This is a genomic window from Sphingomonas sp. Leaf67 (assembly GCF_001421965.1).
In the GTDB taxonomy this organism is placed as follows: Bacteria; Pseudomonadota; Alphaproteobacteria; order Sphingomonadales; family Sphingomonadaceae; genus Sphingomonas.
This window is the reverse complement of record NZ_LMLP01000023.1, coordinates 221,901-237,459: the sequence shown is the minus strand read 5'-3', so window position 1 is coordinate 237,459 and position 15,559 is coordinate 221,901. Positions and strand designations below refer to the sequence as shown.

Sequence of the window (15,559 nt, the reverse complement as noted above, 5' to 3'; positions counted from 1 at the left end):
TCAGCGGCTACATGTCGCACCAACAGGTCGGACACATGGCCGCACCAACCAGCAATGCTAGGCGAATGTCGTACTTGCCAACGGAGGGCCGTCCACACATGGGTCAATCGCCACCGCCTGGAAGACGATACGTGTTGACCTCGGTAAACCGTCCCTCTCACCCGCGGGGCAGCGAAATTATCCAATAATTTGAGTGCCCATCTTTGTCGTCTAAAGGGCACCACTAACTAAAACCGCGCAAATGCTCGGTTTCGTGAGACCCCATAGAGGACTGTCTGAGAACTGCGCGCACGGTTGCCGCAGCGAGCACGCCGCCGCTGTGTGAGATCGGCAAAGGCGCTTTCACCGTCTGGGCCTTTGAAATCGCCGCTACGCGCTACCGGGTCTGTGGTTCACTTCGCGAAAGCAGGCATGGTGTTGCCGCTGCAGTGCAGACAATGACGATCCATGCGAACGCCTTCATCGGCGTACCGGGGAGCGCGACGGTCCCCTTGCTGCCTAACGTTGCGCCGGTTTCGCCGGATCGATGTGTCGCGCCTGTAGCGTCTGTTTAAGAATCTCGCGTAAATCGAGGCGATCCGAGAGGCTGATCGTCGCGCAAAAAGGCGCCGAGCGATACTGACGATCCTATTATCTCTTTCAGCCGATAATCGCGACAGAATGCGATAGGCGCTAAGCTATCTCTGGGAGCCCATCGAGGTGCTTCTCCAGCGTTACCGGATAGTCACGAACCCGCACGCCGGTCGCGTTGTAGACGGCGTTGGCAATCGCGGGCGCCACGCCCGACAATCCGAGTTCGCCAACGCCCTTCGCCTTGATCGGCGACATCGTTGCATCGACCTCTTCGATGAAATGCGCGTCCAGGTGCGGGACGTCGGCGTGGACGGGCACTTCGTAGCCGGCGAGGTCGTGATTGACGAAGAAGCCGAAGCGGGTGTCGACCGCCATCTCCTCCATCAGCGCGGCACCGATTCCCATCGTCATGCCGCCGACCACCTGGCTACGCGCGGTCATGGGGTTCAGGATACGTCCGGCGGCGCAGACCGCCAGCATCCGCCGGACACGGACGATGCCGGTATAGGCGTCCACCGCGACCTCGGCAAAATGCGCGCCGACGGTCTGCTGTGCATAGCGACTGGCGAGATCGCCATATTCCATCGCGTCCTCGGCGACGATGTCGCCGTCCCTCGCGGCGTCGGCCAGCGGCACTGACCGGCCCGCCGAGACGACCTGCCCGTCCGCGAACGTCACGTCCGCGGTGTTGAAGCCCAGCCGCTGCGCGACCAGCGCGCGCAGTTTCGCGCAGGCGGCATAGACCCCCGCGGTCGCCGATGCCGCGCCCGCCTGACCGCCCGAACCGGGGGTGACCGGGAACGTGGAATCGCCCAGCCTCGCGGTGACGCGGTCGAGCGGTACGCCCATCATCTCGGCGGCGGTCTGAGCCACGATCGTGTAGCTGCCCTGGCCGATGTCGGTCATGTCGGTTTCGACCGTGACGTGGCCGTCCTTGCCGAGCCGCACGCGTGCGCCCGCCTTCATAATCGGCGCACCGCGGATTGCACTCGCCATGCCCATGCCGATCAGCCACTTGCCGTCGCGCCGACTGCCCGGCTTCACCTGCCGCGCGCCCCAACCAAACTTTTCCGCGCCTTCGGTCAGGCACTGGATGAACGGCCTGGTCGAGAAGCGGCGCTCGGGCTTTTCGGGGTCGACCTGGGTGTCGTTGGCGATGCGCAGCGCGACGGGGTCCATGCCCAGCTTTTCTGCCAGCTCGTCCATCGCCACTTCCAGCGCCATCATCCCCGGCGCCTCGCCCGGCGCGCGCATCGCATTGCCCTCCGCCAGGTCGAGCGTCGCGAGATAACGGCGCAGCAGGCGGTTCTCGCCCGCGTACATCAGCCGGGTGGGAAGCGTGCACGGCTCGGTCCGGCCGCCGGGCAGATTGCCGGACCAGCAGTCGTGGCCGATGGCGAGCAGCCGCCCGTCCTTCGCCGCGCCCAGCCGGACTCGCTGAATCGTCCTGGGGCGATGAATGGTGTTGTTGAACATGATCGTGCGTTGCAGCACCACCTTTACGGGACGGCCCGTCACCCGCGCCGCGATCGCGGCGAGCGCGAGATCGCTCTGCGTCGTGCCTTTGCCGCCGAAGCCGCCACCGATGAAGGCGGAGTGGAGGCGGATCTTGTCCCTCGGCGTCCCGATGATGAGGCCAAGGTCGCGGCATCCCCAGTCCATCGACTGGATCGCGGTCCAGCAGGTCAGCCGGTCGCCGTCCCAGCGCGCGATGGTGGCGTGCGGCTCCATCATCGCATGGGCCTGATCGGGAACGGCGTAGGTTTCGTCCACCCTGACCGGAGCATCCGCGAACGCGGCGGCGAAGGCACCGACCGAAACCTCGGACGCGCCGCCGAACGGCTCCTGCGCCGCGATCGGGGCCGATGGCTTCTGCGCGACGAGATCGAACTGGCCCTTGGCCCGCGCGTAATCGACGCGGACCAATGCGGCGGCGGCGCGTGCCTGTTCGAACGTGTCGGCGACGACGACGGCCACCGCCTGGTGATAATGATCGACCATCGGCCCCGCCAGGACGCGCTGCACGTAGAACTTGCCGACGCCGACGGGGCCGGCATTCTCGTGCGTGACGACCGCACGGACGCCGGGTGCGGCGCGGGCGGCGGCGGTGTCGATCGCGGTGATCCGACCCTTCGCGATCGCCGCGCCCAAGATATAGCCATAGGCCGCATCGGGCGCGGCATCGTGATGCTCGGCGGCGTAGCGCGCGGTGCCGGTTGTCTTGAGCGGCCCTTCCACGCGCGGATGGGCTCGGCCGACCACGTCCAGCCGGTCGATCGGCGTCGTGTCGGCGGGGGTGTCGAACTTCATGGCGTCGTCTCCAGTTCGGCCAGGAAGGCGTCGTGCGTCAGCGGGCGGGAGAACATCGGGAAGGTTTTCGTCACCGACGCCGCCTGTTCCTCCGCGCTCAGCGTGGCGGTGCAATCGGTCAGCGTCACGACGCGGAACCCGCGCTCATAGGCGGAGCGCATCGTCGATTCGACGCAGCAGTTGGTCAGGAAACCGGCGATCGCCAGATCGGTGATGCCGCGCTGGCGCAGGATGAAGTCGATGTTGGTGCTGGCGAAGCAGTCAAGGCCGCGTTTGCCCTCGATCACGATGTCGCCGTCGACGGGGGCCATCGCGGCGGCGATCTCCGCACCCCAGCTGCCCTTGCGGAACGCCTGCGCCTGCACGATCCCGGCGAGGATGCCGTAAGCGTCGGCGGGGATCTCGGGATAGCCATCGGCAAAACCGATCGGCGCGTGCATCACGGTGACGCCGCGATCGCGGGCGGCGGTTGCGACCGCGCGGCTGTGCGCCAGCATGTCGGTGTCGGCCATCACCGCCTTCACCGCATCATGCTGGGCGCCGCCTTCGCTCACGAAGTCGTTCTGATACTCGATCAGCAAGAGGGCGGTCTTTTCGGGTGTCATCTTGCATTCTCCCATTTGGCCCGTTCCGAAGGTGGCTCACGCCACCGCCGGCAACCGGTCGAGATGCTTGTCGAGGGTCAGCGGATAATCGCGCAGGCGCACGCCGGTCGCGTTGTACATGGCATTGGCGACCGCCGCGCCGACGCCGCACAGGCCGAGTTCGCCGATACCCTTGGCCTTCATCGGATTGGCCTTGTCGTCGGCCTCATCGAGGAAGATCACCTCCTGGTGCGGGATGTCGGCATGGACCGGCACCTCGTAGCTGGCGAGATCGTGGTTGACGAAGAAGCCGAAGCGCCTGTCGACCGCCAGTTCCTCCATTAGCGCCGACCCGACGCCCATCGTCATCGCGCCGATCACCTGGCTGCGCGCCGTCTGCGGATTGATGATCCGCCCTGCGGCGCACACCGCCAGCATCCGGCGCAGCCGGGTCGCGCCGGTGTACATGTCCACGCCGACCTCGACGAAATGCGCGCCGAACGTAGACAACTGCCATGTCTTGTCGAGCGTGCCGAACTCGATCTTGTCCTCGGCCACCAGTTCCCCTGCGGCGGCGGCGCGACTCAGGTCTGCGGACCGGTTGCCGCTGGTTACCTTGCCGCCCTCGAACACCGCATCGGCCGAATTATAACCGAACCGCTGGGCGACGGCCTCGCGCAGCTTGACGCAGGCGGCATAGACGCCCGCGGTCGCATTGGCCGCACCGAACTGGCCGCCCGATCCGGCGGAAACCGGAAAGGCGGAACTGCCGAGTTTCACGACGACCGAGTCGAGCGGCACGCCCATCATCTCCGCGGCGGTCTGCGCGATAATCGTGTAGCTGCCGGTGCCGATGTCGGTCATGTCGGTCTCGACCGTGACGACGCCGTCCCGGCCCAACCGGACGCGCGCGCCCGATGGCATGTTCATGTGATTGCGGAAGGCGGAGGCGACACCCATGCCGATCAGCCACTTACCGTCGCGGACCTGTGCCGGCTTCGCATTGCGACGCGACCAGCCGAACTGCTGCGCGCCTTCGGTCAGACAGCGGACGAGCTGGCGCTGCGAGAAACGCCGCTTGGGGTCCTTGGGGTCTACCTGCGTGTCGTTCTTTACGCGAAAGGCGATCGGATCCATGCGGAGCTTCTCGGCCATCTCGTCCATCGCAACTTCCAGCGCCATCAGGCCCGGGGCCTCACCCGGCGCGCGCATCGCATTGCCCTCGGGCAGGTCGAGCACGGCAAGCCGCATCGACGTCAGCCGATTGGCACCCGCATAGAGCAGCTGCGTCTGCAGCACCGCGGCTTCGGGACCGCCGTTCGGCTGATCCCCCGAACCGCTTTCATGCGCGATCGCGGTGATCGTCCCGTCCCGGGTCGCACCGATGCGGATGCGCTGGCGCGTGGCGGGGCGATGCGTCGTGTTGTTGGCCATGAACGGCCGGCTCATCGCAACCTTCACCGGGCGACCGGCAGCCTTCGCGCCAAGCGCCGCCAGCACCGCATCGCTGCGCAGGAACAGTTTCCCGCCAAAACCGCCACCGACATAGGGCGACAGAAACGTCACCTTGTCCTTCGACATGTTCAACGTGGTGGCGAGATCGGTGCGGCCCCAGTCGATCATCTGGTTCGACGTCCACACCGTCAGCGCGTCGCCGTTCCACGCGGCGATCGATGCGAACGGCTCCATCATCGCATGGCTGTGATCCGGCGTGGTGTATTCGGCATCGAGCTTGACCGGCGCTGATGCGAAGGTCGTCTCGAACGTGCCGACCCGGTCTTCGCCCTTGCCGGGCTTCTCCGCATCGGTCAGCGGGGCCGTCTTCAATGCGGCGTCGAGGTCGAATCGGCCCTTCCCGCGGGCATAATCGACGCGGACGAGGCCGGCCGCTGCGCGCGCCTGTTCGAACGTCTCGGCGACCACGACCGCGACCGCCTGATGATAATGATCGACATCGGGTCCGGCCAGCAACTTGACGGTGTTGTACTTGCCCTTGCCAAGCTTGCCCACGTCGGCCGCCGTCACGATCGCAATCACGCCGGGCGCAGCCTTGGCGGTGGCCGTGTCAATCGCGTTGATGCGTCCCTTGGCGACGGCGGCACCGACGACATAACCGTACGCGGCGTTCTCGATCTCGCCGTGACGTTCATAGGCGTAGGGTGCCAGACCGGTGGTCTTGAGCGGACCGTCGATCCGGGTCTGCGCACGTCCGACGACCCTCATCCGGTCGATCGGGTTGGCGGCGGCGGGTGTTTCGAACTTCATGAGCCTATGCCTTCGCTTCGGCGAGGACCGAGGCAAGCGCGCGGGTGGCAAGCGGCAGCTTGAACGCATTGTCCTTGGTCGGCGTCGCGCCCTGGAACGCGCGCGCGGTCACGGCGGCGGCACCGCGTGGCAGCAACGCATCCGCCGCCTCGACACGCCACGGCTTCGGCGCCACGCCGCCGAACGCGACACGCCCGGTGCCGTCGGCCTGAATCACCGCCGCGACCGATACCAGCGCATAGGCGTAGGACGCGCGGTCGCGTACCTTCTCGTAGAAATGCTTGCCGCCAATCGGTCGGGGCAGGGTCACTGCGGTGATCAGCTCGCCCTGCTTCAGCACGGTATCCTGCTGGGGCGTGTTGCCCCACAGCCGATGGAAGTCGGCGATCGGGATCGAGCGGCGCTGGCCGGTCGCGTCGACCGTCTCGATCACCGCGTCGAGCACGCGCATCGCCACTGCCATGTCGCCCGGGAACGTCGCGATGCAGCTGTCGCTGACGCCGATCACGCCCAACTGGCGCGAATAGCCGCCGATCGCGGCGCATCCCGAACCCGGCTTACGCTTGTTGCACGCCATGTTGGTGTCGTAGAAATAGGGGCAGCGTGTCCGCTGGAGCAAATTGCCCGCGGTCGACGCCTTGTTGCGCAACTGGCCCGAGGCGCCCGCGACGATCGCGCGGGTCAGAACGCCGTAGTCGCGGCGGATGCGCTCGTCGGCGGCGAGATTGGTATTGGTCACCAGTGCGCCGATGCGGAGACCGCCGTCAGCGGTCGCCTCGATCTTGTCGAAGCCGAGATCCTGCACGTCGACCAGATGCGTTGGCGTCTCCACCTCGATCTTCATCAGGTCGAGCAGGTTTGTCCCGCCCGCGATGAACTTGGCGGTCGGATTGCCTGCAACTGCGAGGGCCGCCGCCCCGGCATCCTTGGCGCGTTCGTAGGTGAAGGCCCTCATGCGTCTGCTCCCGCGACTTCGGCCATCGCATCGGCGATGTTGGAATAGGCTCCGCAGCGACAGATGTTACCGCTCATCCGCTCGCGCATCTCGATGTTCGTCGCGGTCGGCTTCGCATTCAGGTCACGCTGTACGTGACTAGGCACGCCGCGCTTGATCTCGTCGAGCACCGCAACGGCGGAGCAGATCTGGCCGGGGGTGCAATAGCCGCACTGGTAGCCGTCGTGCTTGATGAAGGCCGCCTGCATCGGATGCAGCTTGTCCGGTTTGCCCAGGCCCTCGATCGTAGTGATCTCGTTGCCGTCGTGCATGACCGCCAGGCTCAGGCAGGAATTGATGCGCACGCCATCGACCATCACGGTGCAGGCACCGCACTGGCCATGATCGCAGCCCTTCTTGGTGCCCGTCAGCTGCAGATGCTCGCGCAGCGCGTCGAGCAGGGTCGTGCGCGGATCAAGATCCATTTCCCGCTTTTCACCGTTGACCACGAATCGCACGGGCAAGGTCGGAGAGACCTGCGGCTGGGGCGGTGATGCGGCGAGCGCGCTTCCCGGTGAAGCGACGACCACGGCAGTCGCCGCGCTGCCAGCTAGCAGACCGCGTCGTGAAAGTTCAATTTCTGATGTGTGGGGCATGGATTTTGCGCTCCTTTCGCCCCAACGGGCACCTGCGATAGAATTTCGATCCGCGTCATTGCCGTGGGACCATCTTAACGCGTCAACCGCCGCTGTAGTGCGTGCGCAATATTCAACGAGGTGATGAGTGCTGCTCACCGTCGTATGCGACGACGAAGACGGTCGACCTGACGCTCAACTGCGCTCCTTTATCTGCAACGTGACCGGCCCGGGCGTATCGAACATGCTTACGTCGCCGTTGACCCGGCCGAGGACGACGATCCCGGGCGATGGAACGCGGCCATTCCGGTAATAGATGACGAAATCATTCGTGCCCCAGAGCCCGATCGTTCCAGCCGAGAAGTCGGTCTGCCGCGGCCCCCCGGGCAAAAGGGCGGGCAACGGTCCGGTCTTCTCCTGTCGGAGATGGTCGCGCATCTCGACGGTGAGCGGGAGCCTCGCCAGCAGCGCCCGAGTGGCGGGGCTATCGACGAGGTCGGCAGTGATCCGGCCTCGTTCGGAGGATATCACGATGCCTCCGCCAACGACCGCACGCGTCGCCGGCGAAGTATCGCTGTCGCCGTTCGCCACCGCAACGTCTCCATTACTTGTGCTGGCTGCATCACCGGGGTGGTCCTCGGCGGCGCACCCGGATGCCAGACTGCCCGTCATGATTAGCATTGCCATCTTGATCCCGGTTTTCACTTTCGCCGCCTTCCACAAATGCGTTTGCGGGCATCTTCACTCGGCTGATGGATGCCGGATCGGCCTCGGCACCCATCGCTCCTGCGGAGTTCACGGCTTGCCGCTGTCCGTGCCGGGACCGGCGCGATATTGCGCGTCGGTCACCTGCTCCATCCACTTGACCGGCGAGCCGTTCAGCGATTCCTGGATCGCGATATGGGTCATCGCCTGCGTGGGGGTGGCGCCGTGCCAGTGCTTGCGATCGGGCGGACACCACAGCACGTCGCCCGCCTGAAACTCGATCGTCGGACCGCCTTCGACCTGCGTCCACCCGACCCCTTCCGTCACGATCAGCGTCTGACCGAGTGGATGGGTATGCCACGCGGTACGAGCGCCGGGCTCGAAATGGACCGTCGCGCCGCCGACCCGGGAGGGCGAGGGACGCTGGAACTGCCCGCTGATGGTCACCTTGCCGGTGAAATACTCCGGCGAGCCGTCGGTCGTTTTTTGATCGGCCTTGCGCGTGACTTCCATGGTGGATCTCCTGTCCTGGGCCTGAGCAGAGTGCGAAATGGTCATGGTCATGATTGCCAGCATTACGCCGCGGATGGTCGTCGAATCGATGGTCTTCATTGCGTCATCGCCCTTGCGAAAATTGTTGCTGTGGAAGGGTGCTCGGTCGGTGTGCATCAGAACGTTGCCGTGGATGACCGGTCGGTGGTCCTGCTTCCGGCGTGGCCGAGCAAAGCCGAGCCAAGCAGAACCAGCGCCGCGGCAAGGAAGGTGGCGCTTGGTCCGAAAGCATCGAACAGCAAGCCACCCCCGGCGGCCCCCAGCGTGATCGCGAGCTGCACCACGGCCACCATCAGCCCGCCCGCCGCTTCCGCATCCTCGGGCAGCGTGCGGCTCAGCCATGTCCACCAGGCCACCGGCAGCGCGGTGCCGACGAAGCCCCACGCGCCCAGCAGCAGAGCGACGGCGACGGGGATAGAACCAAGCGCGATCAGGGCGAATGCGATCCCCGCCATGATGACCGGAGCCGCGACCAACGTAACCGACAGGTTCCAGGCGACGAAGCGGCCGATCAGCCAGGTGCCCGCAAGGCCTGCCGCGCCCATGCCGAGCAGCATGGCCGAGAGGAGCGAGACGCTGACGCCCGTGACCTGCTCGACGAACGGACGAAGATAAGTGAACAGCGCGAACTGCCCCATGAACAGCAGGCCGACCGCCCCCATGCCGATCCGCGCTTCGGGCCGACGCAGCACACCGAGCGAACCGGTCGCACCGGATGCGCGATTGGGCGCCATCGACGGCAGCGTCGCCCATTGCCACGCGAACGTCGCGACGGCGAGCGGAACGACGATGAAGAATGCGCCGCGCCAGCCGATATACTGGCCCAGGAAGCTGCCGAGCGGGGCGGCGATCGTCGTAGCCAGCGCATTGCCGCCGTTCAGCAAGGCCAGTCCCTTGGGAACTTGTTCGGTCGGCACTAGGCGCATGACCGTCGCCGTCGACATCGACCAGAACCCGCCGATGGCGATGCCCAGCAGCGCGCGACCCGCGACCAGTACGAGGTAGGTCGGCGCGAATGCCACCGTCAGTCCGGAGACCAGCATCAACAGGGTCAGACCGAGCAGCAGATGGCGCCGGTCGATACCCGCTGCCAGTGACGCGATCGTCAGGCTGGTCACGACCGCGAAGATCCCGGACACTGAAATCGCCTGTCCGGCCGCCCCTTCGGTGACGCGCAGGTCGGCCGCGATCGGCGTCAGGATGCTTACCGGCATGAACTCGGACGCGATCAGCGTCGACACGCATAAGGTGAGCGCCAGGACCGCACCCCAGCGCGCCGTTGATGCCGCCGGCGGGAGATGCCGGGCGTCGGTGTTTGCCATACTGGTCATGCCTGTGTCCCTCTGGTCCTGTCGGGCCTTCGAGACACGATTATGGGGGCGGGAGCGGCACAGGGTTAGCGGGTGTCTGATCCATGCCACGATGAGCAAGGCTCATCATTGCGACCGGTCATGACCCGAGCGGATGGATTTCCCTGATGAGCTCGATGAGCAGGCGAAGCCCCGTCGGCACCTGTCGCCGGCCCGAATAATAGATATGAAAACCCTGACCGGTCGACACCCAGTCCTCAAGGACGGCGTGCAACTCGCCGCTGTTCACGAGTGATGCGACCGTGGGTTCGGGAAGATACGCTAACCCGACGCCGCGCCGGACGAGGCTTAGCCCGAACTGGGTTTCATCGAAAGTGATCGGCCCCGGAACATCCAGCTCGAACGTCTCGCCTTCCTTGTCGAACTCCCAATGATAGATGCTGCCGTCGCCCAGGCGGATCCGTAGGCAGCGATGGTCCTTCAGGTGAAGCGGATGCGTGGGGACACCGTGCCTCGCCAGATAGGCTGGCGAGCCGACGACGACCCAATGGATATCAGGCGACAGTCTTTGAGCGATCATGTCCTCGGGGACGGTGCCGCCATAACGAATGCCGGCATCAGCCCCTTCCGAGATGACATCGACCAGATGGTTGGTGACGGCCACGTCGATCTGGATCTCGGGATACCGCTCCACGAAGATCGGCAGGACCGGACCCAGCAGCAGCGTGGCGGCATGTTCGAGGATGTTCAGGCGGATGCGACCGGAGGGCTCGTCACGGTAGCGGTTGAGGGCCTCCGCGGCGGATCCGATTGCCTCGAACGGCTCGACGATCTTGCCCAGAAGCTCCTCTCCCGCGGCCGTCAGCGTGACGCTTCGGTTGGTCCGGTTCAGCAGCCTGACGCCCAGCCGGGTTTCGAGGCCCTTGAGCGAATGGCTTAGCGCCGACGCGCTGACACCAAGATCAAGCCCGGCACGCCGAAAGCTGCGATGGTTGGCGATCGCGAGGAAATAGCTGAAATCGGCGAGGTCGGTGCGGCTGATCTTCATGGCCGCATTCTGCTCGCTATGCCCATTGGTGGCAATTTCGTCCGGCGATCGGCGGGAATCGTCCTGCGAAAACCGCCGTCGCGTCAGCATATCCTAGCCGCAGCCCCTACATTCGCCCGGCCCGGCGATCCACGAGGCCTTCATCTTCGGCCGTCCCTCGGGACGCAAATTCTCCAATGATCTGAGTGCCCAGTTTTGTCTCCTGTGGGGCACCACCCTCTCGATAACAATTTCCGACACTCGCTGCAGAGCGTGCGTTCTAATGGCACATTTTTGGGGTCCCGCCTGGGGCGGCTTCGCATAGAAAGTGGGTGGCGACTCTTCGCCTAATTCGTATCGCTGCGATCGTTGTGGCCCTGAACTAACGCAAGTTCGGCTCGTGCGTGATCGGCGAGCCCCAGCCTGTAGTTGCCATCGACACAGGGAAATTACCTGCTCCCCAATCAGACACGGCCCGGCTTTCACCGGGGCGCTTCCTGTCCAACAAACCGGCAGGGTCCTGCCCCGCCGACCCGCAATCAGTACATGTGCTGGCCGCCGTTGATGCTGAGCGTCGAGCCGGTGACGAACCCGCCCTCTTCCGAACACAGAAAAGCGACGCCGCGCGCGATTTCGCTCGCCTGACCCAGCCGGCCGACCGGGATCTTGGCCACGATCTTTTCCAGAACATCAGCCGGCACTGCCGCGACCATGTCGGTGTCGATATAGCCCGGAGCGATCGCGTTGACGGTCACGCCGAACCGTGCGCCTTCCTGCGCCAGCGCCTTGGTGAAGCCGTGAATACCCGACTTGGCGGCGGCATAGTTGACCTGACCATATTGGCCGGCCTGCCCGTTGATCGAACCGATGTTGACGATACGGCCCCATTTGCGGTCGCGCATGCCGGGGAAGGTCGCCTTGGCTAGGTTGAAGCAACCGCCAAGGTTCGTGCGGATCACGTCGTCCCACATGTCGTAGGTCATCTTGAGCAAGGTACCGTCGCGAGTGATGCCCGCATTGTTGACGACAATGTCGACCGGACCGACCGCTTCCTCGATCGCCTTCACGCCCGCCTGCGTCGCATCGAAATCGCCCACGTCGAACTTGAACGCAGCGATGCCGGTACGGTCGCTGAATGCCTTCGCCTTTTCGTCGTTGCCGGCATAGTTTGCCGCGACGGTGACTCCCATGTCCTTCAGCGCGAGGCTGATCGCCTCGCCGATGCCGCGCGTGCCGCCGGTGACGATCGCTACCCGTGCCATGCATTCTCTCCTACGACTGTTTCGTCCCTGCTAGGCGGGGTCGATCCAGCCCGCAAGTTCGCGCGCGATAATGTTGCGCAACATTTTATTGCCTGTGGGCTCGGCGTTCAGACAAGGAAGATAGGCAAAATCGGTGCCGCCCGCTGCTTCGAAGCTTTCGCGACCACGGATCGCCAGTTCCTCCAACGTCTCCAGACAGTCCGCCGAAAAGCCGGGCGCAAAGATCGCAACGCGGCGCTTGCCGGCCTTCGCCAGTTCGACCAACGTTTCGTCGGTGGCCGGGCCAAGCCATTTCGCCGGGCCGAAGCGCGACTGAAACGCGATGGTCAGCGGCCGGCCGAGTGCTTCGGACACCAACCGCGCCGTCTTCTGGCAGTGACAGTGATATGGGTCGCCGAGTGCCAGCGTGCGCTTGGGCATGCCATGGAAGCTGGCGACGATCGCATCGGGTTCGAAGGCGAGCTTGGCCAGATCCTCGCGCAGGGTCGTCACCAGTGCGTCGATATACAACGGATCGTCGTAATAGGGCGGCAGGGTGCGGATCGCCGGTTGCCAGCGCAAGGTCGCGAGATGGGCAAACGCCTTGTCGTTGGCGGTGGCGGTCGTTGCTGCGCAATATTGCGGGTAGAGCGGTGCCAGCAGGATACGGTCGCAACCCTGTTGCCGCATCGTTTCGATCCGGGTGGCGATGGAGGGGTTGCCGTAGCGCATGGCCCAGTCAATGATGACTTCTTCACCGAACGCGCCTTGCATCGCATCCGATTGTGCGCGGGTGATAGCGGCGAGCGGCGACCCCCGTTCGCTCCACACCTGTTGATAGGCATGGGCCGACTTCTTCGGCCGGGTGTTGAGGATGATGCCGCGCAGGATCGGCTGCCACGCGATCGCCGGCAGTTCGACCACGCGCCGGTCGGACAGGAATTCGGCGAGATAGCGCTTCACCGATCGCGGCGAGGGATCGTCGGGCGTGCCGAGGTTCATCAGCAATACGCCGACACGGCGCTTCGGAATGGCGGGATGATTGAGCGGCAGGTCCATGGGGCCACGTAACGCGCGACCGGCCCCAAGGTGGCAAGCCCTTTCGTCAGAGCAACGGCAGCGTCCGATACCGCCGCCCCGTCGCGGCGTGCAGCGCGTTGGCGATGGCGGGCGCGACGACCGGCACGGCCAGTTCGCTGACGCCGCCGGGATCGCCGTCCGATTCGATCAGTTCGACCATGATGTCCGGCACATCGGCCAGCCGGGGCAGGTGCAACCCGCCAAAGCCGCGCACATCAGGCAGGTTCGCGTCGAACCCGGTTGAGGCACCGGTCGCCTGCGCCATCCCGAAGATCAGACCACCCTCGATCTGCTGGCGCACGAGATCGGGGTTCACGACCCGGCCGCAATCGACCGCGACGACCAGCCGGTCGACCTTCACCCGCTGATCATCGCCGATATGCGCCTCCGCCATGCAGGCGATCGCCGATCCGCGCATCCGGTGACAGGCGATGCCCTGCGCGCTGCCCGGCACCCCGCCCTGCCAGCCGCCCATGGTCGCGACCGTCGACAGGCAGCGGGCCAGCGCCACGTCGCCGCCGAGCATCGCGATGCGGAACGAATGCGCCTCCATCCCGGCGAACCCGGCCAGTTCGTCGAGGAAGCATTCGGTGAAGAAGGCGGTGTAGCTATGCGCGCCCGAACGCCACCAGCCGGCGGGCAGGCCGAGATCGGCGGGATGATGATCGACCGCGACGTTGGCGACGCCGTAGGCCGGCACCGCGCCCTCGGTCGCCAGCGCATCGCCGCGGTCGCCGGGCAATGCCATGCCGAGCGAGGCGGCGACATCGCCGCCCAGCAGCAATCGCGCCAGATCGCGGCCGGTGCGCGGCGCGGCGATCTGCGCGCGCCAGCCGAGGATGCGACCGCCCCGCCCCAGTCGCGCGGTCATCCGCGCGGCGGCAGGCGTGCGATAGCGATCGGCCAGACAATCCTCGCCCCGCGACCACGTCAGTTGCACCGGCCGTTCCAGCCGACGCGCCAGCACCGCCACCTGTTCGGCGGCGCGGTGGTCGAGATTGGCCCCGAACGACCCACCGGCGATGGTCGGGTGCAGGACGACGCGGTCCTCGCCGATACCGATCGCGCGCGCGGCGGCGGCGCGGGCCAGCGTCGGCGCTTGCGTAGGCATCCACAGCGTCAGCGTGCCGTCATTCCATTCGGCGGTCGCGCAGATCGGTTCGATCGCGGCATGGAGCGCGGCGCGCACGCGATAAGTCGCGGTCTGGGTCCGCCCGCCGGTGAACGCCGCGTCGATATCGCCCGCCTCCTGCACCCGCGCCCCCTCGCCCGCGAGCGCGGCGTCGAGCGCGGCAGCGATCGAGCGGTCGTCGATCAGCCCATGGGTTTCGAAGCGCGGCGCCATCGCATCGACCGCGCGATTGGCCGCCCACCATGTCGTCGCGGCGGCGGCGACCCAACGATCGGTTTCGATCACGCTGACCACGCCCGGCACCGCCTCCGCCGCCGGTTTGTCGGCGCCCAGCAGCTTCGCGTCGCCGATCGGTCCCTGCCGGATCGAGGCGAAGACCATGCCGGGCCTGCGCACGTCGCCGGCGAACGTCGCGCTGCCGTCGACCTTGGCGGGGGCGTCGAGCCGGGGGGCGGGTGTGCCGGTCAGCCGTTTGTCGTCGCCAGTCCGCAAGGGAAGTTCGCCCCCCGGCAGGCTCTCGCGCGCCGCGCGTTCGGCCAGCACGCCGAAGCGTTCGCGGCGGTCGCCCATCACGACGAAGCCATCGGCGGTGCCGCAGCTGCGCCAGTCGCCGTCCCAGCCCCGCGCCGCCGCCTTGCACAGCAACACCCGCGCCGCCGCCCCCGCCGCGCGCAGCGGCGCTTCGAACCGGCGGACCGAGGTCGAGCCGGCGGTCAGCATCAGGGCGGTCCGCTCGGCATGGGTCGCGCGCGTCGCTTCGGGAAGCAGCGCCAGCGCGTCGCCGAACAGGATGCCGGCAGCCAGCGGATTGGCGTAGAGTGGGTTGATCGGTGCCGCCTCGACCGCGACCGTTCGCCAGTCGGCCCCTAGTTCGTCGGCCACGATCTGCGGCAATGCGGTGTAGACGCCCTGCCCATGCTCGGTCTGCGGCACCGCGACGGTCACCTGTCCGTCGCTGCCGATCTTCAGATAGGCGCCGAACACCGTCTCGCCCGCCGCCGCGGCAAGGTTGACGCCGTAGCGACGCGGCCACAGCCCCCATGCGACGATCAGTCCGACCCCGGTACCACCGCCGATCAGCAGGTTGCGGCGGGTGATGCGGGGCGTGGAGGGTCCGACCATGCGGGTGCCGTAGCAAATCCTCCCCGGCACGGGGAGGGGGACGTAGCGGCGATCAGCAACTTGCCGGGGGCAAGTCGCAGCCGCGAAGT

The 15,559-nt window shown here is 66.3% G+C and carries 12 protein-coding genes; all 12 read right to left on the bottom strand.

What is annotated here, in order from left to right:
- Positions 1–672: 672 nt before the first annotated feature.
- The 12 genes from paoC (ASE90_RS17000) to ASE90_RS16945 all read right to left on the bottom strand — a co-directional run bounded on the left by paoC (ASE90_RS17000) (position 673) and on the right by ASE90_RS16945 (position 15,470).
- On the bottom strand, positions 673–2,883 hold the full coding sequence (gene paoC / locus ASE90_RS17000; RefSeq protein ID WP_055758862.1) for an aldehyde oxidoreductase molybdenum-binding subunit PaoC: 2,211 nt from the start codon (positions 2,881–2,883) through the stop codon (positions 673–675).
- Positions 2,880–3,488, bottom strand: coding sequence for a cysteine hydrolase family protein (locus ASE90_RS16995; RefSeq protein ID WP_055758864.1), 609 nt, complete (start codon positions 3,486–3,488; stop codon positions 2,880–2,882). Before ASE90_RS16995 ends, paoC (ASE90_RS17000) begins: the two co-directional genes overlap by 4 nt.
- A 36-nt stretch (positions 3,489–3,524) precedes the next feature.
- Positions 3,525–5,732 (bottom strand): aldehyde oxidoreductase molybdenum-binding subunit PaoC, encoded by a 2,208-nt coding sequence (gene paoC / locus ASE90_RS16990; RefSeq protein ID WP_055758867.1) that lies wholly within the window; start codon positions 5,730–5,732, stop codon positions 3,525–3,527.
- Positions 5,733–5,736: 4 nt separating this feature from the next.
- On the bottom strand, positions 5,737–6,687 hold the full coding sequence (locus ASE90_RS16985) for an FAD binding domain-containing protein (protein ID WP_055758870.1): 951 nt from the start codon (positions 6,685–6,687) through the stop codon (positions 5,737–5,739).
- A complete protein-coding gene (paoA, locus tag ASE90_RS16980; RefSeq protein ID WP_056003582.1) occupies positions 6,684–7,322 on the bottom strand; it encodes an aldehyde dehydrogenase iron-sulfur subunit PaoA in 639 nt (212 codons plus the stop codon). Before paoA ends, ASE90_RS16985 begins: the two co-directional genes overlap by 4 nt.
- 174 nt (positions 7,323–7,496) lie before the next feature.
- The gene (locus ASE90_RS16975) at positions 7,497–8,006 is read right to left on the bottom strand and encodes a cyclophilin-like fold protein (RefSeq protein ID WP_200909733.1); all 510 of its coding nucleotides are present in this window, start codon (positions 8,004–8,006) and stop codon (positions 7,497–7,499) included.
- Between the two features lie 90 nt (positions 8,007–8,096).
- Positions 8,097–8,618 carry a cupin domain-containing protein gene (locus ASE90_RS16970; RefSeq protein ID WP_321163615.1) on the bottom strand — a complete coding sequence of 174 codons (522 nt, stop codon included), beginning with the start codon at positions 8,616–8,618 and terminating at the stop codon, positions 8,097–8,099.
- Between the two features lie 56 nt (positions 8,619–8,674).
- Positions 8,675–9,889 carry an MFS transporter gene (locus tag ASE90_RS16965; RefSeq protein WP_056003579.1) on the bottom strand — a complete coding sequence of 405 codons (1,215 nt, stop codon included), beginning with the start codon at positions 9,887–9,889 and terminating at the stop codon, positions 8,675–8,677.
- Between the two features lie 118 nt (positions 9,890–10,007).
- On the bottom strand, positions 10,008–11,006 hold the full coding sequence (locus tag ASE90_RS16960; RefSeq protein ID WP_235531911.1) for a LysR family transcriptional regulator: 999 nt from the start codon (positions 11,004–11,006) through the stop codon (positions 10,008–10,010).
- Between the two features lie 428 nt (positions 11,007–11,434).
- On the bottom strand, positions 11,435–12,157 hold the full coding sequence (gene phbB, locus ASE90_RS16955) for an acetoacetyl-CoA reductase (protein WP_056003576.1): 723 nt from the start codon (positions 12,155–12,157) through the stop codon (positions 11,435–11,437).
- A 30-nt stretch (positions 12,158–12,187) separates the two neighbouring features.
- Entirely contained in the window at positions 12,188–13,195 is a 1,008-nt protein-coding gene (gene hemH, locus ASE90_RS16950; RefSeq protein ID WP_056003573.1) for a ferrochelatase, read from the bottom strand.
- Between the two features lie 46 nt (positions 13,196–13,241).
- The gene (locus tag ASE90_RS16945) at positions 13,242–15,470 is read right to left on the bottom strand and encodes a xanthine dehydrogenase family protein molybdopterin-binding subunit (protein ID WP_056003570.1); all 2,229 of its coding nucleotides are present in this window, start codon (positions 15,468–15,470) and stop codon (positions 13,242–13,244) included.
- Positions 15,471–15,559: the final 89 nt, after the last annotated feature.